A 23,494-nucleotide genomic window follows, 5' to 3' on the forward strand; every position below is an offset into this window, starting at 1 on the left:
TACCACAAAAAAGACTGCTTTCCTACCCTTTTAAGGGTGGTTGCAGTCTTTTTTTATTGCGCGTTTTTTTACAGCCCCTTTTATATAAAGTATTAGCGAACTGTTTTAACCGCGGCTGTTTCAACAACTGCAGCAAGATGGTCGTTAACCTCTTTGCTCTGATAGTATTCAGCAAAAGACTCAGTTACTTGATCTGCCCATGACTCTGTAGATTGAGTTTTAACATCCTCGGTATTGATTTTTTCAGCACTTCCTGTTTCATCATCGAGAACGTAAAGCTTATCTGATGCGACCTCGGCAGCGACAGTTGCCACCTTTGTCAACACATCATCATTTTTATCATATATAACAAAAATGTAACAATTCTTTTTGTTCACAGTCTTAGTGCCTGTATAGCCATAAAGCCTTTTTGTTTTTTCAGCCAAAGGGTATATCTCCTTGCAGACATCTACGACCTGATTAAACGAATCAACAGCCTCATCTGGTATCTTTTCAAGAGTGCTTCTGTCAGGGAGTGAAGTAGTTTCGTCTGGCACTTCATCAGTAACCTCTGTCTGAGCTGTCGTTACGTCATTATTTGTAAGATTAACATTATTTTCTGTTTTATTATCGGCATTTTTTCCACAAGCCGGGAAAGCAAACATAGTGCAAACTATAGCAACAGCTATCATTAGCTTTTTCATATTGATCCTCCGAATAACCTCTGTAGTCCTAAATCATTATGTCATATTTCAACAGTTTCACATTATATCACATGAAAATTACTCTGTAAAGAGATTATAAAGAATTGTAACAAAATATCCCGATTATGACGAAACTCATAATCGGGATAAATCATTTTTTAGCTATTTGCACAATAAGAGGTTACAAATTTGTTACAACCTGACGAAAAGACTAATCGTAATCTACAACGTCGATCCACTTCATGAGCAGATCCTTCTCCTCTGGTTTGCCCTTAATGAGCTGTGCTGCTGCAACGATCGGCAACCAAGCCTGTACATACTGCTTAGATGTTCCGCTCTTTACGCAATACTTATCAAGATAAGCCTCAGCAAGATCAGGATTGTTAAGGCAGAACAGCAGGTATGTTCTTGCAACGTCAGCAGAAGCATTGCCTTGTCTAGCAGAACCCCAATTGATAACATAAGTACCTTCGTCATTAATGATAACGTTCTTTGGCTCAAAGTTACCATGGCAAAGCTTGATGTGCTTTGGCATTGAATCAAGTCTTGTGAGAAGCTCATACTTCTTTATCTCATCGATCTGACCAAGAGTCTTGATCTGTCTTGCCATCTTATCTTTCAGCTTTGAAAGAAGTGGCATATACTGAGCGTGTATCTCGCACTGAATGTCGATAAACTGGTTAAGATATGTGTCTTTCTTGTCTGGATTTTCGTCCATAAGCTGCTGAAGAGTCTTACCTTTTATAAAGTCCATTGTAATAGCCCATTTGCCGTCAATAACGGAAACCTCGTGAAGAACAGGCATCTTTATAAAGGAATTGCCAAGTGTTGTTTCAACTCTTGCGTGTGTAAGAGCCGCATACAGACACTTTTCCTTGTATTCAGGCTTCTTATAGATCCTGACTGCCATTCCATCAGATTCATAAACATCATAGATGTCGCTGGATGCTACAAAGTTATCAAGTTTCATAAGTCATATCTCCTTTTATTTTAAAATATGGTATTAAGTCGAGTTTCAGAGTATACATCGATTTTTCAACAGCCTTATTGTGTAAAATTACCTTTACATCTCAGCGCTTTCTATGTATCTCTGTTATGTCTATATTATACTACATATTTTCTAAATGTCAAGCACTTTTTCGTTATTTTCACAACTGTTTTATTTTTGTTTAGATTTTATCTTATGTTTATTAATCTTCTTTCAGGCGGCATATATGATAAATTTTTATCAATCTGATTTTTATTGTGCAATATGACGGTCATGAATTGTTAATCTATCATAAAACAATGTTCAATATTTATGTATATTGCATAATAAAACGACGTAAAATATCAAAAAAGCTGTGACTTTATAAGATTGACAAAAAAATAACAATCGTATATAATATAACTAAGATAAAACCCGAGCGGGGGTTATCAAGAGTAAAAAACAATAATTAATTTATTGGAGGTTTATTTTATGGCAAAGAGTGAAGCTAAAACAGTCGGCATCGTCGATACAGAGGAAGCTTTGACTGCTAAGATCGCTGAAGTAAGAGCTGCACAGGCTATCTTCGCTACCTACACACAGGAGCAGGTAGATAAGATTTTCAAGGCTGCTGCTATCGCTGCTAACAAGGCAAGAATCCCACTTGCAAAGATGGCTGTTGAGGAAACAGGCATGGGTATCGTTGAAGACAAGGTTATCAAGAACAACTATGCTGCTGAGCACATCTACAATAAGTACAAGAATGTTCAGACTTGTGGTGTTTTTGAGGAAAACAAGGCTTACGGCACAATGAGAATTTACGAGCCTATCGGTCTTATCGCTGCTGTTATCCCAACAACAAACCCAACTTCTACTGCTATATTCAAGACACTTATCTGTCTTAAGACAAGAAATGGTATCATAATCTCACCACACCCAAGAGCAAAGAAGTCAACTATCGCTGCTGCTAAAATCGTTTATGATGCAGCTGTTGCAGCAGGTGCTCCAAAGGGTATCATCGGTTGGATCGATGTTCCTTCTCTTGAACTCACAAACATGATCATGAGAGAGTCTGACACAATCCTCGCTACAGGCGGTCCTGGAATGGTAAAGGCTGCTTACTCATCTGGTACACCAGCTCTCGGTGTTGGTGCCGGTAACGCATCCGCTATCATCGATTCTTCTGCTGATATCGTAAACGCTGTAAACTCTATCATTCATTCTAAGACATTTGATAACGGTATGATTTGTGCTACAGAGCAGACAGTTATCGCTGATAAGACAGTTTACAACGATGTTAAGAAGGAATTCATCAAGAGAGGTTGCTACTTCCTCAACGATGAAGAGGCTGACAAGATAAGAAAGACAATGCTCATCAACGGTGCTCTTAATGCTAAGATCGTTGGTCAGCGTCCTGTAACTATCGCTAAAATGGCTGGCTTTGAAGTTCCAGAGGATACAAAGGTACTCATCGGCGAGGCTACAAGCACAGCTCCTGAAGAGGCTTTCGGTCACGAAAAGCTCACAACTATCCTTGGTATGTACAAGTCAAAGAACTTTGACGACGCTCTTGACATCGCAGAGGCACTTCTCGTAAACAACGGTGGTCTTGGTCATACTTCAGTTCTTTGGGTAGATAACATAAACGAGAGAGAAAAGCTCAATAAGTTCGCTGCAAGAATGAAGACTTGCCGTCTTATCGTAAACACACCTTCTTCACTTGGCGGTATCGGTGACCTCTACAACTTTGACTTTGCTCCTTCCCTCACACTCGGCTGCGGCTCATGGGGCGGCAACTCAGTTTCTGAGAACGTTGGCGTTAAGCACCTGCTGAACATTAAGACAGTCGTTGAGAGGAGAGAGAATATGCTTTGGTTCAGAGCACCTGAAAAGGTATACTTCAAGAAGGGTTGTCTCCCTGTTGCTCTTGACGAGTTGAAGACTGTTATGGGCAAGAAAAAGGCATTCATCGTAACAGACCAGTTCCTTTATAAGAATGGTTATACAAAGGCTATCACAGATAAACTCGATGAAATGGGTATTCTCCACGAAACATTCTTCGATGTTGCTCCAGACCCAACACTTGCTTGCGCACTTGAGGGTGTTGCTCAGTTGAGAGCTTTCGAGCCTGACACAATTATCGCTATCGGCGGTGGTTCTGCAATGGACGCTGGTAAGATCATGTGGGTTCTTTACGAGCATCCAGACGCTGACTTTTTCGATATGGCTATGAGATATATCGATATCCGTAAGAGAGTTTACACATTCCCTAAGATGGGTGAGAAGGCATACTTCATTGCTATCCCAACATCTTCTGGTACAGGTTCTGAGGTAACACCTTTCGCAGTTATCACTGATGAAAAGACAGGTACTAAGTATCCTCTGGCTGACTACCAGCTCATGCCTAACATGGCTATCGTTGATACAGATATGATGATGTCTGCTCCAAGAGGTCTGACTTCTGCATCAGGTATCGACGCTCTGACACACGCTCTTGAGGCTTATGCATCTGTAATGGCTACAGATTACACTGACGGTCTTGCACTGAGAGCTATGAAGCTCATTTTCAAGTATCTGCCAGGTGCATATGACAACGGTCAGACAGACGTTAAGGCTCGTGAGGAAATGGCTACAGCATCTACAATGGCTGGTATGGCATTTGCTAACGCATTCCTCGGTGTTTGCCACTCAATGGCTCATAAGCTTGGTGCTTATCATCACCTGCCACACGGCGTTGCTAACGCTCTCCTTATCACAATGGTAATGAGATACAACGCTGACCCAACACCTAGAAAGATGGGTACTTTCTCACAGTATCAGTATCCACATACTCTTGAGAGATACTGCGAGTGTGCACATTCACTTGGTATCGTTGGTAAGAACGATGAGGATACACTCAACAAGTTCATCGACGCTATCGAGGCTCTCAAGGAAAGAGTTGGTATCAAGAAGACTATCGCTGATTACGGCGTAGACGAGAAGCACTTCCTTGACACTCTCGACAACATGGTTGAGGACGCATTTGATGACCAGTGCACAGGTGCTAACCCAAGATACCCACTGATGAGCGAGCTGAAGGAAATGTACCTCAAGGCTTACTACGGCAAATAATCTTTGCTGACAAAGCAATTTGCAGAGTGACTAATATTTGATTATTAGTTGATCTATAATAAACCTCCGACTGCTTGTTCCCTTTAGGGAGCAGGCAGTCATTTTTTTGTTAATTTGCACTTAAAATAATAATGTAAGGTATGTGTATTATATATTCAAATAACAGTTGAAAAATGAAAAAATATATGGTATAATGAAATAAGTATAAATTATTTCAGAGCAATATCTGATGTGATTTTTACATAACACTTGGCGACACTCCGCCATACAAAGAGGTTACAAATATGAACAACAAAAATTATGACGTTATTATCGCTGGCTGCGGTGCGGCAGGTCTATATGCAGCACTTAACCTTTCCCGTGATTTAAATGTACTTGTGCTTTCCAAAAGAGAGCTGACCTTGTGTAACTCTTCCCTTGCGCAGGGTGGAATTGCAGGCGTTTATGACAATCCAAAGGACTCGCCTGAATATCACAAACATGATACATTTGTAGCAGGTGGATTTGAAAATGATCCTGAGTCCACTCAGGTCCTTGTTGACGAAGCCTATATTGACATTGGAAAACTCATAGAGCTTGGTGCTGACTTTGATAAGTGTCCTGATGGATCTTATCACCGCACTCTCGAAGGTGGACACGGTATGAACAGGATTTTTCATCATGCCGATACCACAGGTCTGGAGATCGAAACAACTCTACTAAGAAATGTTCAACAGCTAGATAATGTTGAAATACTCGAAAATGTCGTTATGTGCAACGCAAAGAAAACCGAAACAGGTTTTTCCATTCTTGTACTGACTAATGACAACGAATATACGACATATAATTGCAGATACGCCATTTTTGCAACTGGTGGAATAGGCAGAGTTTACGAATACACTACAAACTCCGCTATCGCAACAGGCGACGGCATAACTATCGCTCATGAGCTTGGAGCAGAGATAAAAAACCTCAGCTATATCCAGTTCCACCCAACAGGCTTTAACAACAAGCACACTCGTGAAACTTTCCTTATATCTGAATCTGTCAGAGGCGAGGGAGCTTATCTTAAAAACTGCAACGGCGAAAGATTTATGCAAAATTATGACGACCGTCTGGAGCTTGCGCCAAGAGATGTTGTTTCTCATGCAATCATGGCTGAAGCCAAGAAAACAGGCTCTGACAAATTCTATCTTGATATCACTCACAAAGACCCTGAGTTTGTCAGAAACAGATTTCCTATGATAAATGAAAAGCTTCTCGAAGCAGGTTATGACATGACCAAGGATATGATACCTATTTTCCCTTGTCATCATTACCTTATGGGCGGCATAAATGTTGATACATATGCAAGAACTAACATTGACAGGCTCTATGCTTGCGGCGAATGTTCACATACAGGTGTTCACGGCAATAACAGACTTGCAAGCAATTCCCTACTTGAAGCTTTGGTATTTTCAAGACGTGCTGCGGCTGACATCAATGAGAAGATAAAATCTGACAGTGGTGACCTTGAAACATACGATTTCAAGATAGACAATGAAGCCCCGCACATTCCTCAGGGCATAAGAACAGAGATAAGAGATATAATGCAGCGTGCATATTTCGTTATCCCTGATAAGGAGGCTTTGCCGCCTGATCTTGAAGAAGTAACAAAGCTAAAAAATTTCCTTTGTGACGGTAATTTCAAAATAGACAGAGATTATGTTGAAGCAAGGTCTCTTACAACTGTCGCTTATATCGTATTAAAGGACGCTATCGAAAAGCTCAAATCCAAAGAAAAAATGGAGGAAAACAAATGAGATTAATGCAGTTTCAGATCGACGATATCATTAAAACAGCTCTGCTGGAGGATATCAACTATATAGACGTTACAACGGATTATCTTGTTGACGAAAATTCAGTTTCAACAGCAAAGTATGTTTCAAAGGACGAAGGCGTTCTTTGTGGAATTGATGTTGCAATGAGAGTTTTTCAGCTTCTTGACAGCAATGTTAAATGTGAGATATTTATCCATGACGGTGAAAAGGTCAAGAAAGGCGACATTATCGCAAGAATAACAGGCTCAACAAGAGCCTTGCTCAAAGGCGAAAGAACGGCACTGAACATCGTTCAGCATATGTCAGGCGTTGCAACTGCAACAAACAGATGCGTAGAGCTTGTAAAGGGTACAAATGCGTCTGTTGCGGATACAAGAAAAACGCTCCCAGGTCTTAGAGTTTTGCAGAAATATGCAGTTACAGTAGGCGGTGGAAAAAACCACAGATACAATCTTTCAGATTGCGCAATGCTAAAAGACACTCACCTTGACGCATATGGCAGCATGACAGGCGCAGTAAACGCTCTCAGAGAAAAAATGGGGCATACTGTCAAGATAGAAGTTGAAGTCGGAAACCTTGAAGAACTCAAAGAAGCTCTTACACTTGGCGTTGAGATAATCATGCTAGACAATATGACAAATGAAGATATGGCAAAGGCTGTTGAAATGACAAATGGCAAAGCACTTTTAGAAGCTTCAGGAAACGTGACTTCTGAAACAATCCGTGCAATAGCTGAAACGGGCGTTGATATCATTTCTATCGGTGCTATCACACACTCAGTCAAGGCGTTTGACATTTCAATGAAAATGGAAAAGTAAGATAAAACAAAAGTCAACGCCATATTAAGGTGTTGGCTTTTATGCTTAAATGGGGGAAAATATGCGTTATTACAAAAGATCTCATGTGCATTACAGCAAATCAGCAATGAAAATAATAGCGTTAGTTTTCATGTTGGTTGGCGTGACATTTCTTGCAGTTGGAATAGGTTTTGCAATACACCAAACTCAGCTCAAAAACAGATGTACTCTTGAAGTCAATGCTATAATATCAGACATTCTCAGCAAAGATGAACGACATGAGGACGATGACGGACACGTATCATATAGCACAGTTTACACACCAGTGTATTCATATAACGTTGACGGACAGCTCTACACCACTCACAGCAATACATATTCCAGCAACGTCAGATACAGAAGAGGACAAACGATCCAGATATTCTGTGACCCTGATGACCCTGAAACGTTTTATGCACCAAATGATACAACCAATACCATATTAACAGTTGTTTTCTGTGGATTAGGCGGGCTGTTTGCGACTATAGCAATAGTGCTTATCATAGTGCTTATACATATAAAGAAAAAACAGAAATCCGGAAAAAATTTTGCAGAAAATGAATTATACGAAGAAAATAATTATCCATACGACGAATAATTCTGAGAGGAGGAATTTTTATGGCAAGCATTATGGACGGTGAAAGACAATTTCACATAAGAACTATCCCTGATGAAGTGGGCAGATATGTTATTATGCCGGGCGACCCTGGAAGAGTGCCGAAAATAGCGGCACTTCTTGATGACGCAAAGCAGGTGGCTCAAAACAGAGAATACAATGTTTATACAGGCTATCTTGACGGTGAAAAGGTAACTGTGTGCTCGACCGGTATCGGAGGACCATCTGCGGCAATTGCAGTGGAGGAACTGGTAAAGTGCGGCGCAGACACATTTATTCGTATTGGCACAAGCGGAGGAATGGATCTTTCCGTTAGCGGTGGCGACCTTGTTATAGCTTCGGCGGCTGTCCGTGGCGAAGGTACGTCAAAAGAATATCTCCCCGAGGGCTACCCTGCTGTAGCAGATTTCACTGTAACAACTGCCCTTGCAAAAGCTGCGGCTGAACTGTCAGAAGATAAGCTTGGCAAGCGTTATCATGTGGGCGTTGTCCACAGCAAGGACAGCTTTTATGGAGAAGTAGAGCCTGACTCAATGCCTGTGAGCGGCGATATAAATTACCGCTGGGACGCATATTTAAGGTGTGGCTGTATGACTTCCGAAATGGAATGTGCCGCAGTTTTCTCAGTAGGTATCGCAAGACACGTCCGCTGTGGAGCTGTTATAACAGCTATATGGAACGTGGAGCGTTCAAAGGCAGACCTTGAAGACAATGTGAGCGACGACACCACAAGAGGTATCCACTGTGCGGTGAACGCTGTGAAAATACTGATAGAACAGGATAAAAAGTGATAAAAAGCCGCTGTGACGTTTATTGTCATAGCGGCTAAAATTATTTTATTCTTATTCCAAGGAGCATTGAAAGCTCCACAGCTTGATTGGCTGAAAAAACAGCGTTTCGGAGTTCTCTGAATGTATCAGAAACGCGCAGTCCACTTACAAGACAGGTAGAAAAATCAACGCCGCCGAGAGCCGTTCTGAAAAATGATGTGCCAAGGTATTTGCTGCCGCTGGTCTTGAATGCTTTGAGATTGCAGGAAACAAGCTCAGCGGAGGACATATCACTGTTTTTCACCTGGGTTTCAGACAGCTTGCACTTATCAAATATGGCATATCCGCAGTTTGAGGATTCAAAGGTTACACCTTGAATGGAACAATCCTTGAACTCTGCGCCAACGAGCTTGCAGGAGCGGAACTCACATCTGCTGAGGTAGGATGAGTCCAGTGATGAATTTGACAGATCGCAGGATATGAACGTCACATCAACGAATGAGGAACGCTCAAAATCGCAATCGGTAAAGGTGCAGTTTTCAAACATACAGTTTATAAATGACAGGCAGGAGAGATCTTCGCTTTCAAGATATTCTCCGCTAAATTTACAGCCTGAAATATCGCTGTCAGTGCGTTTTGCAGTACGTTTGACTTCGTTAAGGTCGCACAATGGAAGGTCTTGCATCTTATTCACAGCTTTCCTCCCAATTGTCAGAAAAATCAAAATCATCTGGAAACTGCTCTGCTATAACTGTCTTTGAAAACTGTGAAGCAGTTTCTATAAGCTCTTTGCCTCTTCCCGTCCATGTAAGCAAGTCTGCATCGATATCGACAGCCTGAAAAGCAGTTTCAAGGCTTATTGACCTAAGGTCAGCTGCAATGAACTGCGGTTTTGATATAAAACGCCATATAAATGGCTGGGCGCAGATGAATCTTTCGATATACTCAAGGTCAATGTTTTTTCTGTATTTTGAGACAAGCTGACCTCTTGTGACTTTTGGTGAATGAAACCTAAACCACATCACTGAGAACGGGTTAAAGCTCTGCACTGCAAATTCGCCTTTGTATTTCTTCATCATATGGTCAAGTCGGCTTTCAAGCTCTCCAAACAGCGCACCGCCTTTAAGCTCAATAAGAAGTGGCACTTTGCCGTCAACAGTTTTCAGCACCTCAGACAGCAGCGGTATCTTTTCATCACTGTTTTTAAGTTTAAAGGCAGAAAGCTGTTCATATGTGTAATCAAACACCTTGCCCTCAATGCCGCACATTCTCATAAGGTCATTGTCATGGAAAACCACAATGCGGCAATCCTTTGTTAGACGTACATCAAGCTCGATAGAAAGACATTTTTCAACCGCAAGCCTGAATGCGGTAAGAGAATTTTCAGGAACAAGTTCTGAGTGAAGACCTCTGTGAGCAATATATTTGCCAAAATCCATATGGGATACCTCTTTTCGTATTAAAGTCATTTATATTATACTCTCCCAGGCTTAGATTGTCAACTGTATCACGCTGGATAATATATATTTCATTCACAGAAAGTTTAAGAATTATCACACAGTATCATCACAATAATAAGATATAATTAAATTTATGTTATGCAGAGGATTTTCTCTCAAAGGAAAGGACAATTATTATGATAAAGAAATTAGCCGCTGTTACGGCAGCTCTCACAATAGCTATTTGCAGCTTTACTTCATGCAGCAAAAATAACGACAGCTCATCAACCGTATCTTCCACAGTGGATTCTTCTGTTTCAGCTGTTGACAGCACAACTGAAAAACAGACACCTGAGCCGTCCCTTACAATTGACGGCAAGTCCATTGATACTAAGGACTTTATCGTTTGCACCATTGACGGCAAGGATATTGATTTTGATACTTTCAGATACTACTATTATTATACTATAAGCAAGTACACTTCCACTTACGGAGCCACCCTTGACACTATCAAGTCAACTGACGGTGGTTTTGAGCTTCTTATGGAGGACGTTATCACTGCACTTAAGCAGGAACTTGTTGCACCTGAGCTTGCAGAAGAAAACGGAATTGAGCTTACAGACGATGACAACAAGACAATTGATGAGCAGATAGCTAAAGCAAAAGCAAACTATGATTCAGATGAAGCTTATCTTAATGATATTAAGTCGGCTTACCTCACAGAAGATCTTTACAGGAAAATGCTTGAAACAGCCGCTATCTATACTAAAGTAAACGATACTCTTTTTAAGAATAACGGTAAATATGCAACTAAAAAAGAGGACTTTAAAAAAATAGTCAAGGATACAAGCGAGTATTGCCGTGAGATTCACGTTATGATCCCTTTCTATGCACAGGTAGATCTTGATGACAGTACCGCTGACAGTTATGACAGTATGTCACTTTCAGACAAAGCGAGCGCAAAGCAGTCAGCTTATGCGAAGCTTGATGATGACGGTGTAAAGAAAGCTAAGGAAAAAGCTAAGAAGCTTGCAGAGGAAGTTCTGAAAAAAGCTCAGGATGGAGAAGACTTTGACAAGCTTATTGAGAAGTACGGCTGGGATCTCGGTCTTGAAGATCCTTCAACAGGATATTATTTCAATAAAGATACGACTGGATATCCTGAGGAGCTTGTAAAAGACGCTTTCAAACTAAAAGAAAACGACATTTCCACTGAACTTACAGAGAATGACACATATGGATATTTCATAATCAAGCGTTTGCCGGTTGATATGGATTATGTAGAACAGAACATAGACGATATGATCTATTCATATGATACACCTGCTATCTCAAAGCTTTACAACGAAAGAATGGACAAAATGGAAGTCAAGTATTGCGACCAGTGGGACAAGATAACTGCGGACAGCATAACCTGATGGGTCATGGTATGATTAAAGAGCCTGAGCAGATCTCAGGCTCTTTTTATGCGTTTTTGTGATTGACGTGAGAGTGAATATCTGATATAATAAAAACTGAGGTGATCTTACGGACAGGCTGAAATTTCAAGATGCTTGCGATAAAATCATAGGCAAAAGCCGTGAACGCAACGGCATCGGAACTCTAGGTGAGAAAACGCTTCATGCTGTTTTGAAAAACTATTTTGAGCCATATGGTGAAAATCAGGAGATACGCATTGGCGGATATGTGGCTGATATCGTATGCGAAAACGGTGTTATCGAGGTACAAACAAGACAGTTCAACAAACTGCTGAAAAAACTTGAAGCCTTTCTTGACTACTGTGACGTGACAGTGGTCTACCCTATCCCTGCGGTCAAATATGTCCGTTGGATAGATACTGAAACAGGAGAGTTGTCAGAAAAGCACAAATCGCCGAGAAAATACACTATCTATGAAGTCATGCCCGAACTGTACAAAATAAAATACACCCTTGATAACCCCCGATTTCATTTGTGCCTTTGTATGCTTGAAACCGAGGAGATAAGATTGCTTAACGGCTGGTCAAAGAACAAAAAGCGTGGATCTTCACGCCATGACAGGATACCAAAGGGACTTATTGACGAAATACATATCGACTGCCCTGCCGACTTTGATATGTTCCTCCCGGAGGACCTGCCAAAGCAGTTCACTTCTAAAGACTTTGCCCTTAATGCAAAGATATCTCGTGAATATGCACAGGTAACGCTTAATATACTCACATATCTTGAAAGAGTGAAACGTGTGGGCAAACAGGGTGCTAATATACTTTATGAGAAAACTGAATGAGCAAGACTCTTTACATACAGTGCGAAAGGAAGCTGTAAATGAAACTAAAACGAAAAATCAGCAGGATATTATCCATGACGCTGGCAATAATGCTGCTTGTGCCTGCGATGTGTGCAGACGCATTCAATTTTACACCTACATCAGGCTATGACGATGACGGAAAAGCGATACCGTTGGAGCTTTACTCTGAAGCGGTCTATATGGTCAATCTTGACAGCGGTGAAGCTATCGCTGACATAAACGGTGAGGACGAGCGTGTGCCTGCTTCCCTAACAAAGATAATGACTGCTGTAGTGCTTCTGGACAAATTCAAAGGTGATGAACAAAAACTGAAAGATACATACTATTCAGCAGGCTCGGAAGCATTTGATGAACTATATGATACTGGTGCTTCAACAGCTGATATACAACCAGGCGAAGAAGTAAGCTGTTATGATCTTCTGGCGGCACTGCTTATCCCATCCTCATGTGAAGCAGCGAATATAATCGCTTTGAATGTGTCCGATTCCATAACAGGATTTACAGATCTTATGAATGAAAAAGCTGAAAAACTCGGCATGGAAAATACACACTTTTCAAATGCACATGGTCTATGGGCGCAACAGAATTATTCGTCCTGCAAGGATATGGCAACTCTTTGTGAATATGCCATAAGCAAATATCAGGTATTTCGTGATATTGTCTGTCTGCCAAGCTATCATATGGCATCCACCTCTTATCACTCAGATGGAACAGATATTTATAATACAAACCTTATGCTTGACTCAATGACCGATTATTACTACTCCTATGCTAAAGGCATAAAGACAGGCACCCTTGACTCCGCTGGAAGATGTTTAGCTTCATATGCGGAATATGAAGGCACCACATATCTTATTGTGACAATGGGTGCACCAATGGATAAGCTTGAAGAAGATGTGAAGAAGGGCGAGGAAGATCCTGATTCCATATATGGTGGAGATAATGTTTACTACAACCTCCTTGATCACATCAATCTTTACAAATGGGCATTTTCAAGTCTTGTAGCAACGGATTTTGTGGACAAAGACAGCGAAGTCCGTGATGTAAAGGTAAGCTATGGTGACGGCATAGATTATGCAAATCTTAAACCTGCAAATGGTTTTACAAGGCTGTGGCCTGTAGATATATCAGTAAATGATGTGGAAAAGAAAATAACCGTTTATGACAACGTTGTTGCACCTGTTGAAGTTGGCGATGTGCTTGGTAAAATGGAACTTGTCTACAAAGGTGAAGTGCTTGCAACTATAGATCTAGTTTCCACAACTAAAGTAGAACGTTCCCAAGTCAAAGCGAAGGTTAAAATAGCTAAGTCATACTTTGAATCGTCTGTTTTCAAGGTCACATTAACAATACTTATTGCACTTATAGTAATATACTCTGTGATACATATTGCAAAAATACAGAAAAAATACATGAAATAAAACAAGCGGTCTGCTCACTATGAATCGTGAACAGACCGCTCTTTTGCGTTTACTGATCTTTATTTTCGTTGTGATCGTCAACTATTTCTGGATCATCCTCTCTGTTGACCTCATTTACCTCATCAGCACTTGGAATGACCATGGCGTCAAGCTGTTCAGGTGTAAGCGGAATACGCTTTTCATTTTTCTTATACAAATGCTCAACATCCTCCATATAATAGTCGGTATCTACAGGGAGCTTCTTCTTTCTTAATCGCTGAACAACGCTCTCTCGTGTAAAAGTATAAAGCAATGCAAAAGTCGGAACTGCAATGACCATACCTATGAACCCAAACAAATTTCCAAAGAAGAACAGTGATACCAGCACCCAAAAACCCGGAAGCCCAGTAGAATCACCAAGTATCTTAGGACCAAGGATATTGCCGTCAAACTGCTGTAGAATAACTATGAAAATAAGAAGTATAATGGCTTTTTTAGGATCAATAAACAGCATAAGTGCAGTTGATGGTATCGCACCGATTATCGGTCCAAAAAATGGGATAATATTAGTTACACCCACAAGAACACTTATCATGATGTTGTAAGGCATATTCATGATAGTCAGACCTATAAAGCAAAGAACTCCGATTATTGCCGAGTCAATGATCTTTCCGCTCAAAAAACCTGCAAAAACTTTATTTGTTTCAGTGCAAACTCTCATAATCTTCTCACATGTAGACTTTTTTGTGTTTGCAATGATTATCTTCTTAGCCTGAGCAAGAAGCTTTTCCTTGCTGCAAAGCATATAGATAGAAACGATAAATCCAAATACAAAGTTTTTAAGAACATTGATAACGCCCCATGCACCCGAAAGAATATTTTCAAACATCGGCTGTATCTTCTCGATAACGGTTCCCAAATCAGTTGAAAAAGCTTTGAGCTTCTCCGTAGCCATTGTTTCAATATCAGGATAGTTTTTAAACAGCTTATTTATCCAACCCTGCACTTTAACAACGATGTTAGATGCATTGTTAAAAATATCAATTATGGAATTTATAAGTTCTGGAACAACAACATAAGTAAGTCCAACAACTATCCCCAGAAAAACAAGTGACGCTACAGTTACTGAGCAGGCTCTGGTAAGCTTTTTCTTAGCTGGATTTTTTACCACTTTATTTCTGAACAGCTTTTCAAAATTCACCATTATAGGATTTATAAGAAATGCGATCACAAGACCAACTATAACAGGCGTAAGTGCAGAAACAAGTGTGGAAATAAGCTTTAAGATCGTATTAAATTTAAATACAGCCACTACCAAAAGCACATTTATAGCAATAACGATAACTGCATAAAATGCAATTGTGGTGTATTTCTTATTAGTTTGTACTTTCATATATTTTCCTTTCTCAATTACCTTAACTATTACTTTATTATACACTACATTATTTATAAATGCAAGGAATATTGAAAATTTTAAATTATTTATTTTGGTATAAATCCAAATCGCAAAAGAATATTTACATAATAGCAATAATATTTACATTTTCTGATATTGACATTTTAGAAACAGAGGAATATAATAAAACTAAAGTTAATACGATAAATCCTATGAGCAAAAGTAAGTAGTTTGATGCAAAAGGTCACAGAGAGTCAGCGGTAGGTGTGAGCTGATACATTTTCTTCAGATGAATGGATTTGTGAGGAGCGGTGTGAAAGTTTTTACGAGTATCACTCGCCGTGATTCCTGCGTTAAAGGACAGGATATTGATTTCTGCCAGTCAGAATGCGTATCTGTGAGCCGATAATTTATTATCGGGAAATTGGGTGGCACCACGGTTCTATCGTCCCATAACTAGATGTTATGTGTGATGACAGGACTTTTTTTTATTGCCAATTTTACGACAAAAAAGCATTTAGGAGGAATATTTATGCTGTACCCTGCTATTGAACAAGTAAAGGAACTTTTTGAAAACTACAAGACTGTGCCTGTATTCTATGAGCTTCTCATGGATTCATGTACGCCAATACAACTTTTTAACTGTCTGCACGAGGCGTATGATGATTGTTTCATTCTTGAATCTGTAGATAATAAAGACAAGTGGGGCAGATATTCATATGTGGGCATTGATCCTAAATGCGAATATATTCTTGACAAGCACGTTGTTACTGTTAAGGAGAAAGGCAAGGCTGATGAAACGGTAAAAGTCGATGATCCTATCGCTTTCTTTTCTGAGATAATCGAAGGCCACAAGTCACCGAGATTTAATAATTATCCAAAGCTCACAGGTGGTCTAATAGGATTTTTCGCTTATGATATGATAAGATACTTTGAGAAAACACTGTGCAACCCACCTGAGGACGATCTTAAACTTCCTGACGCTGACCTGCACCTTTTTGAAAAGATCGTTGCTTACGATCACCTTTCAAACAAGGCTGTAATAATCCTCAACATCAATAAGAGCGATGATCTTGAAATTAAATACAAAGAATGTGAAAAGATATGCAACGAAGTAGTTGAAGCTCTTAGAAATTACAAGCCTGTTATGAAAACTCCAAAGACAACGGAGGACAACATCACAGTAAAATCCAACATCACAAAGGAACATTATCTCGCAAACGTTGAAAAGGCTAAGGAATACATCAAAGAGGGCGACATCTTCCAGATAGTTCCGTCACAGAGATTTGAGATAGACAATCCGCCTGACAGCTTTGACGTTTACAGAATGCTCCGCTCCACTAATCCGTCACCTTACCTTTACTACTTTAAGCACAATGATTATGCTGTTGCAGGTGCTTCACCTGAAATGCTTGTATCTGTTGAAAACAGAACGGTAGTAACAAGACCTATCGCAGGCACTATCAAGCGTGGAGCGACCTACGACGAAGATATCCGCAATGAACAACAGCTTCTCAACGATCCAAAGGAAAGAGCTGAACACACAATGCTCGTTGACCTTGGAAGAAACGACATAGGAAAGGTTTCTGAGTTCGGCTCCGTAACTGTTACAGACATGATGATAGTTGAAAGATATTCAAAGGTTATGCACCTTGTATCGAATGTAAAGGGTACACTGAGAGAAGATAAGAAACCTCTTGACGCACTTATGGCAGTTCTTCCTGCAGGCACTCTTTCAGGCGCACCGAAGGTAAGAGCAATGGAGATAATCGACGAGCTTGAAACAACAAAAAGAGGCCTTTATGGCGGAACAGTTGGTTATCTTGCATTTGACGGTTCGCTGGATACTTGTATCGCTATAAGAACAGTGCTTTTCAAAAATAACAAGGCTTATATCCAAGCAGGAGGCGGAGTTGTCGCAGACTCAGTTCCTGAGAACGAATATCAGGAGTCATGCAACAAGGCAATGGCTGTTATAAATGCAATAAAAGAAGCAAGCAAATTATAATTTAAAAGGAGTTAATAACATGAGCAATAATATTATTCTTACAGGCGATAGACCAACTGGATCACTTCATCTTGGTCATTATGTAGGTTCCCTCAGAAAAAGAGTTGAACTTCAAAACACAGGAAAATTCGATCAGTTCGTTATGATAGCCGATCTTCAGGCACTTACAGATAACGCTGACAATCCCGAGAAGATAAGACAAAACATTCTTGAGGTAATGCTTGACTATCTTGCGGTAGGGCTTGAGCCTGACAAGACAACATTCTTCGTTCAGTCACATATCCCAGCACTTTATGAGCTTCCAATGTACTATTCAAACCTCGTTACAATGTCAAGACTTGAAAGAAACCCTACTATCAAGTCTGAGATAAAAATGAGAAACTTTGAAAGAAACCTCCCTGTTGGATTTATGACATATCCTATCAGCCAGGCAGCAGACATCACAGCATTCAAGGCTAAGTATGTTCCTGTTGGAGAAGATCAGCTTCCAATGCTTGAACAGGCAAGAGAGATAGTAAACAGCTTCAACAGAATTTATAAGTGCGATATACTTGTTGAGCCTGAGGCTGTTCTCCCAGACAACGCAAGCTGCAACAGACTTGTTGGTACAGACGGCAACACAAAGATGAGCAAATCTCTTGGCAACTGCATTTACCTTAAAGACGATGAAAAAACGCTGAAAAACAAGATAATGTCAATGTACACTGACCCTATACACATCAATGTAAGCGACCCCGGTCACACAGAGGGCAATCCAGTATTTATCTATCTTGACGCATTCAGCAAGGACGAAGATTTTGCTAAATACTTCCCTGACTATAAGAACCTCGCAGAGATGAAAGAACATTATGAGCGTGGCGGCCTTGGCGATATGAAATGTAAGAAGTTCCTTAACAACGTTATGCAGGAATTTCTCGCACCAATCAGAGCAAGACGTGAGGAATATGAAAAAGACAAAGAGCAGCTCATAGAGATACTTAAAAAAGGCACACAACGTGCAATAGAGGTTTCAAACGAAACTGTTTCAGAAATAAGGAATGCTATCGGCATAAACTACTTCAACGACAAAACTTTCATTGATAAGTTTGTACTGTAAAGGAAGATTACTATGATTTTACTTATTGACAACTATGACAGCTTTACCTACAATCTTTATCAGGCTGTAGGCGTACTCACAAAAGACATTACAGTAGCAAGAAATGATGAGATAACCATAGAAGAGATCGAAAAAATGTCACCTGCGGCTATCATCATCTCCCCTGGTCCTGGTTATCCAAAGGACGCAGGAATTTCCGAAGAGGTCATAAAAACATTCAGTGGCAGGATCCCTATACTTGGCGTTTGTCTGGGACACCAGGCGATAGCCGAAGCATTCGGTGGAAAGATAGTTCACGCAAAGCAGCAGCTTCACGGCAAGCAGACAGATATCAATCTTAACACTGCAAACCCACTTTTCAGCGGTCTGAAAAGCACAATAAAAGCCGCAAGATATCACTCACTTGTTGTTGACAGCATTTCACTTCCTACCTGCCTGTCTGTTATTGCAACTGACGATAAAGCTCAGATAATGGCAATAAGACACAGAGAACACCCGACCTACGGCGTTCAGTTCCACCCTGAGTCAGTTCTCACTGGCGAAGTTGGAAACATGATAATCGAAAACTTCCTGAACGATATCGCAGGCATAAAGACCACAAAAACAAAGTCAGCTGCTCTTCCTGACAGCGAAAGAGTTGAGCTTAAAAAGTATCTCAAAATAGTATGTGATGGAAAGTCACTAACTGAGGACGAAGCTTATAAAGCAATGGATATCATCATGAGCGACAGAGCTTCTAATGCTCAGATCGCCTGCCTGCTCACAGCTCTGAGAATGAAAGGTGAGACTATTGACGAGATAACCGGTTTTGCAAAGGTAATGAGAGAGAAAATGTCCAAGGTCAACGTCAAGGGTACTCTTGATATAGTTGGCACAGGTGGAGATCTTTCAAACAGCTTCAACATTTCCACAACCTCTTCATTCGTAATTGCGGCAGCAGGACAGAAAGTCGCAAAACACGGCAACAGAAGCGTTTCTTCAAAGAGCGGTGCGGCTGATGTTCTCGAGGCTCTTGGAGTTAAAATTCAGTCAACACATGAACAGGCTGAAAAGTCCCTTGACGAGATCGGTCTTTCATTCCTGTTTGCACAGTCATATCACTCAGCAATGAGATTTGTAGGACCTACAAGAGCGCAGATAGGTGTAAGAACTGTTTTCAACATTCTCGGACCTCTCGCTAATCCTGCAAAAGCAGACTTCATGATACTTGGCACATATGATCCTGATCTGCTTGAACCAATGGCTAAGGTGCTTATGAACCTAGGCATAAAAAGAGCAATGCTCGTTTACGGCAACGACAGACTTGACGAAGTTTCTATATCAGCTCCTACAACTATCTGCGAGATAAATGGTGGAAAGATTATCAAGTATGAGATAAAGCCTGAGGACTTCGGTCTTAAAAGAGGAAAGCTTTCTGACATCGTTGGCGAGGACGGAAAGGGCAACGCAGCTATCACAAGAGGTATACTCGAGGGCACTATCAAGGGTGCAAAGAGAGATATCGTTCTTCTCAACTCAGGCTGTGCACTTTATATCTGCGGCAAATGCGACAGCATCGAAGAGGGTGTAAAGACTGCAGCTGAAATGATAGACAGCGGAAAGGCTCTTAAAAAGCATGAGGAACTTGTTGAACTTACTAACAGAGGATAAAAAATGATACTAGACAATATCTGCGACAAAAGAAAAGAACAGCTTGAAAGAGATATATCAATAATTTCAAGACAAGATATCAAATACATGGCAGCCGAAAAAGAGTATCAGACAGTTTCCTTTTCAAAATCTATCAAGCGTGACACCATTTCAGTCATAAGCGAGGTAAAGAAAGCCTCGCCGTCAAAGGGACTTATCTGCCCTGACTTTGACCCAGTGAAAACTGCCTGCGAATATGAGAAAAGCGGTGCGAACGCTATTTCCTGTCTCACTGAAGAGCATTATTTTCAAGGCTCTGCGGAATATCTCAAAGCAATAAGAAAGGCTGTGAATCTGCCTATACTCCGCAAGGACTTCGTTATCGACGAATATCAGCTTTACGAGGCAAGAGCCATAGGTGCTGATGCAGTGCTGCTTATCTCGGCTATACTCAGCGAGAATCAAATGAAAGAATATTCTGACATTGCACACGAGCTTGACCTTGAATGTCTTGTAGAGGTACACAACGAGGAAGAATATGAAAAAACGCTTGGTTTTAAGCCTGACATGCTTGGCATAAACAACAGAAATCTTTACACTTTTGACGTTGACCTTGAAACCACGGGCAGGCTCAGCAATATAGTAGGCGACCATGCAGTGCTTGTTTCAGAGAGCGGTATAAAAACAAATGCCGATATGAAAAAAGTACGCAGCCTTGGTGCTGACGCTGTGCTTATAGGTGAAACGCTTATGAGAAGCGGCAACATCAGCAAAACTCTCCATGAACTGAGAGAGGGCGTATAAATGACAAAAATCAAGATATGTGGTATGCGCCGTGTGGACGATATTCTTTATGTGAACACATACCACCCTGATTATGCAGGCTTTATACTGTCGGAGGGCTTTACACGCACGGTAGACATTGACACATTCTACGATCTTGAACTTCTTCTTAATAAGGAAATCAAACGAGTGGGCGTTTTTGTAAACGAGCCTATAGAGAATATTCTGAAAAGCTTTGCACAGAAGCTTGATGTTATCCAGCTTCACGGTGAAGAAAACGCAGAGTATATTGATAAGCTCCGTGAAAACTGCGGCTGCGAGATATGGAAAGCCGTTCGTGTGAAATATGCTGATGATATCGCAAAAGCTGACGAACTTCCCGTCCACAAGTTGCTTATAGACAGCTTTTCAGCAGGCAGCTACGGCGGAACAGGCAAGCGTGTTGACCTTGATGTGTTCTCCAATGTGAGTATTTCAAAGCCTTTCTTACTTGCAGGTGGACTGAACGAGGATAACATCTGCTCTGCTATGGAAAAGGTACAACCTTATGGCGTTGACTTTTCAAGTTCAGTGGAAACCGATGGCTTCAAGGACGAAAACAAGATAAAAAGGATAGTTGAAACTATCAGAAATAATACCGAAAGAAGGATATAAATGAGTAAAATTGGACGATTCGGTGAATTTGGCGGACAGTATATCCCTGAAACTGTCATGACTGCTGTTCACGAGCTTGAAAAAGCTTACGATAAATACAAGGACGATCCTGAGTTCAACAAAGAGCTTCAGGAGCTATACCACAATTATGCAGGCAGACCGTCAATGCTTTATTATGCAGAAAAGATGACCAAAGATCTTGGCGGAGCTAAAATATACATCAAACGTGAGGATCTTAACCACACAGGCTCACACAAGATAAACAACGTTTTGGGTCAGATACTTCTGGCAAAGAAAATGGGCAAAAAGCGTATCATCGCTGAAACCGGTGCCGGTCAACACGGTGTTGCTACCGCTACAGTTTGCGCTCTTATGGGTCTGGAATGTGAGGTCTACATGGGCGAGACCGATATGAAAAGACAATCCCTTAACGTTTACAGAATGAATCTTCTTGGTGCAAAGGTAACAGGCGTTGCAAGCGGTACTGCTACACTGAAAGACGCTATCAATGAAGCTTTCAGAGATTGGGTATCAAATATCGACACAACTTTCTACTGCATAGGCTCTGTAATGGGACCTCACCCTTATCCTACAATGGTAAGGGATTTCCAGAAAGTTATCAGTGCTGAGATAAAGGCACAGCTTATGGAAAAGGAAGGCAAACTGCCTGATTGCGTTGTTGCCTGCGTAGGCGGTGGCTCAAACGCTATGGGTGCATTCTACAACTTTATCGAAGACAAGTCAGTCAAGCTTGTTGGTGCAGAAGCAGCAGGCAGAGGCATTGACACACCTGACCATGCAGCAACTGTTGCAAAGGGTTCACTTGGTATATTCCACGGCATGAAATCGCTTTTTTTGCAGAACGAATATGGTCAGATCGACCCTGTTTACTCAATTTCCGCAGGTCTTGACTACCCAGGTATCGGACCTGAGCACGCATATCTTAACTCTATAGGCAGAGCGCAGTATGTTGACATAACCGATGAAGAAGCAGTTTGTGCTTTTGAGTACCTTTCAAGAACAGAAGGTATAATCCCTGCTATCGAGTCATCACACGCAGTTGCCGCTGCGCTTAAGATTGCTCCTACAATGGATAAGGACTCAATACTTGTCATCAACCTTTCAGGCAGAGGCGACAAGGACGTTTACTCAATAGCAAGATACAGGGAGGTAGACCTTAATGAAGAATAGGATAGACGCTTGCTTTGAAAAGCTTAAAGCAGAAAACAAAAAGGCGCTTGTGACATTTATCACCGCAGGCGACCCTGATATGGATACAACAGAAAAGTGCGTTCTTGAAATGTATAAGAATGGTTCTGACATTATCGAGATCGGAGTGCCGTTCTCTGACCCTATCGCAGAGGGTGCGACTATTCAGAAAGCTTCTCTGCGTTCACTCAGTGGTGGAACAAATCTTGACAAGATATTTGACCTTGTAAGAAAACTCCGCACACAGACTGACAAGCCTATGCTTCTGATGATGTATATAAACACTATCTTCAAGTTCGGTACAGCAAAGTTCTTTGAGCTTTGCAAAGAAACACAGATAGACGGCGTTATCGTTCCAGATATGCCTTTTGAAGAACGTGAAGAGCTTGAGGGCGAGGCTGAGAAAAATGGTATCTACACTATCTTCCTCGTTGCACCGACTTCACACGAGCGTGTAAAAATGATAGCTGAAAAATCTAAAGGCTTTTTGTATGTTGTATCCTCCCTTGGCGTTACTGGTATGCGTTCTGAGATAACAACAGACTTTAACGAGCTGCTTGCACCTATCCGAAACAACAATCACTGCCCTTGCTGCATAGGTTTCGGAATTTCAAATCCTGAGCAGGCAAAGAAAATGTCCCAGTACGCTGACGGCGTTATCATGGGAAGTGCTGTTGTTAAAATTGTTGAGGAACACGGCAAAGACGCTCCTGAATATATTGGCAAGTTTATCAAATCTGTTCGTGAGGGTATGGACAACTAAACATAACAATAGCAAAGGCTCTGAGAAATGTATCTCTCAGAGCCATATT

At 40.9% G+C, this 23,494-nt stretch carries 20 protein-coding genes and 1 other annotated feature; of the genes, 15 read left to right on the top strand and 5 right to left on the bottom strand.

Annotated elements, in window-relative coordinates:
• Positions 1-92: 92 nt before the first annotated feature.
• Positions 93-683: a hypothetical protein gene (locus AB5627_RS01395; RefSeq protein ID WP_022288441.1), complete on the bottom strand. Its 591-nt coding sequence runs from the start codon at positions 681-683 to the stop codon at positions 93-95.
• Between the two features lie 211 nt (positions 684-894).
• Positions 895-1,653, bottom strand: a complete 759-nt coding sequence (locus AB5627_RS01400; protein WP_022288440.1) for a phosphotransferase family protein — start codon at positions 1,651-1,653, stop codon at positions 895-897.
• A 489-nt stretch (positions 1,654-2,142) separates the two neighbouring features.
• Here AB5627_RS01400 and adhE point away from each other — a divergent pair, with 489 nt between their 5' ends.
• The 5 genes from adhE (at position 2,143) to udp (ending at position 8,803) form a co-directional block, all read left to right on the top strand.
• Positions 2,143-4,761, top strand: a complete 2,619-nt coding sequence (gene adhE / locus AB5627_RS01405; RefSeq protein ID WP_117856427.1) for a bifunctional acetaldehyde-CoA/alcohol dehydrogenase — start codon at positions 2,143-2,145, stop codon at positions 4,759-4,761.
• A 284-nt stretch (positions 4,762-5,045) separates the two neighbouring features.
• Positions 5,046-6,542 (top strand): L-aspartate oxidase, encoded by a 1,497-nt coding sequence (locus tag AB5627_RS01410; RefSeq protein WP_368369627.1) that lies wholly within the window; start codon positions 5,046-5,048, stop codon positions 6,540-6,542.
• A complete protein-coding gene (gene nadC, locus AB5627_RS01415; RefSeq protein ID WP_302838188.1) occupies positions 6,539-7,378 on the top strand; it encodes a carboxylating nicotinate-nucleotide diphosphorylase in 840 nt (279 codons plus the stop codon). Before AB5627_RS01410 ends, nadC begins: the two co-directional genes overlap by 4 nt.
• Positions 7,379-7,439: 61 nt before the next feature.
• On the top strand, positions 7,440-7,994 hold the full coding sequence (locus AB5627_RS01420) for a DUF3592 domain-containing protein (protein ID WP_368369628.1): 555 nt from the start codon (positions 7,440-7,442) through the stop codon (positions 7,992-7,994).
• A gap of 20 nt (positions 7,995-8,014) precedes the next feature.
• Positions 8,015-8,803, top strand: a complete 789-nt coding sequence (udp, locus tag AB5627_RS01425; protein ID WP_117898031.1) for a uridine phosphorylase — start codon at positions 8,015-8,017, stop codon at positions 8,801-8,803.
• Between the two features lie 40 nt (positions 8,804-8,843).
• On the opposite strand, the gene AB5627_RS01430 is transcribed toward udp, so the two are convergent.
• Both AB5627_RS01430 and AB5627_RS01435 read right to left on the bottom strand, forming a co-directional pair.
• Entirely contained in the window at positions 8,844-9,467 is a 624-nt protein-coding gene (locus tag AB5627_RS01430; RefSeq protein ID WP_242989503.1) for a pentapeptide repeat-containing protein, read from the bottom strand.
• A gap of 1 nt (position 9,468) precedes the next feature.
• Entirely contained in the window at positions 9,469-10,221 is a 753-nt protein-coding gene (locus AB5627_RS01435; RefSeq protein WP_368369629.1) for a glycerophosphodiester phosphodiesterase family protein, read from the bottom strand.
• Between the two features lie 197 nt (positions 10,222-10,418).
• On the opposite strand from AB5627_RS01435, the gene AB5627_RS01440 reads away from it, so the two are divergent.
• The 3 genes from AB5627_RS01440 (at position 10,419) to AB5627_RS01450 (ending at position 13,928) form a co-directional block, all read left to right on the top strand.
• Positions 10,419-11,639, top strand: coding sequence for a peptidylprolyl isomerase (locus tag AB5627_RS01440; protein WP_265290484.1), 1,221 nt, complete (start codon positions 10,419-10,421; stop codon positions 11,637-11,639).
• Between the two features lie 211 nt (positions 11,640-11,850).
• The gene (locus AB5627_RS01445) at positions 11,851-12,486 is read left to right on the top strand and encodes a hypothetical protein (protein WP_265290483.1); all 636 of its coding nucleotides are present in this window, start codon (positions 11,851-11,853) and stop codon (positions 12,484-12,486) included.
• Positions 12,487-12,524: 38 nt separating this feature from the next.
• Positions 12,525-13,928, top strand: coding sequence for a serine hydrolase (locus AB5627_RS01450; RefSeq protein WP_302837495.1), 1,404 nt, complete (start codon positions 12,525-12,527; stop codon positions 13,926-13,928).
• Positions 13,929-13,977: 49 nt separating this feature from the next.
• Here the strand turns inward: AB5627_RS01450 and AB5627_RS01455 are convergent, their stop codons facing one another.
• The gene (locus AB5627_RS01455; RefSeq protein ID WP_022288429.1) at positions 13,978-15,300 is read right to left on the bottom strand and encodes an AI-2E family transporter; all 1,323 of its coding nucleotides are present in this window, start codon (positions 15,298-15,300) and stop codon (positions 13,978-13,980) included.
• Between the two features lie 206 nt (positions 15,301-15,506).
• Positions 15,507-15,759, top strand: a binding site (T-box leader).
• A 76-nt stretch (positions 15,760-15,835) separates the two neighbouring features.
• Between AB5627_RS01455 and trpE the strand changes: the two genes are divergently transcribed.
• The 7 genes from trpE to trpA are packed head-to-tail and all read left to right on the top strand — an operon-like array spanning position 15,836 to position 23,445.
• Positions 15,836-17,311: an anthranilate synthase component I gene (gene trpE / locus AB5627_RS01460; protein WP_022288428.1), complete on the top strand. Its 1,476-nt coding sequence runs from the start codon at positions 15,836-15,838 to the stop codon at positions 17,309-17,311.
• A gap of 19 nt (positions 17,312-17,330) precedes the next feature.
• Positions 17,331-18,407: a tryptophan--tRNA ligase gene (gene trpS / locus AB5627_RS01465; RefSeq protein WP_038671777.1), complete on the top strand. Its 1,077-nt coding sequence runs from the start codon at positions 17,331-17,333 to the stop codon at positions 18,405-18,407.
• 12 nt (positions 18,408-18,419) lie between these two features.
• Positions 18,420-20,057 carry a bifunctional anthranilate synthase component II/anthranilate phosphoribosyltransferase gene (locus AB5627_RS01470; protein WP_333634965.1) on the top strand — a complete coding sequence of 546 codons (1,638 nt, stop codon included), beginning with the start codon at positions 18,420-18,422 and terminating at the stop codon, positions 20,055-20,057.
• 3 nt (positions 20,058-20,060) lie between these two features.
• Positions 20,061-20,840, top strand: a complete 780-nt coding sequence (gene trpC / locus AB5627_RS01475) for an indole-3-glycerol phosphate synthase TrpC (protein WP_022288425.1) — start codon at positions 20,061-20,063, stop codon at positions 20,838-20,840.
• Positions 20,841-21,473: a phosphoribosylanthranilate isomerase gene (locus AB5627_RS01480; RefSeq protein WP_022288424.1), complete on the top strand. Its 633-nt coding sequence runs from the start codon at positions 20,841-20,843 to the stop codon at positions 21,471-21,473. It begins immediately after the preceding gene.
• Positions 21,474-22,664, top strand: a complete 1,191-nt coding sequence (gene trpB / locus AB5627_RS01485; protein ID WP_256322441.1) for a tryptophan synthase subunit beta — start codon at positions 21,474-21,476, stop codon at positions 22,662-22,664. It begins immediately after the preceding gene.
• On the top strand, positions 22,654-23,445 hold the full coding sequence (gene trpA, locus AB5627_RS01490) for a tryptophan synthase subunit alpha (protein ID WP_022288422.1): 792 nt from the start codon (positions 22,654-22,656) through the stop codon (positions 23,443-23,445). The genes trpB and trpA overlap by 11 nt, the downstream gene beginning before the upstream one ends.
• Positions 23,446-23,494: the final 49 nt, after the last annotated feature.

It is taken from the genome of Ruminococcus sp. RTP21198st1_G1_RTP21198_201120, assembly GCF_040924265.1.
GTDB classification, from domain to species: domain Bacteria; phylum Bacillota; class Clostridia; order Oscillospirales; family Ruminococcaceae; genus Hominimerdicola; species Hominimerdicola aceti.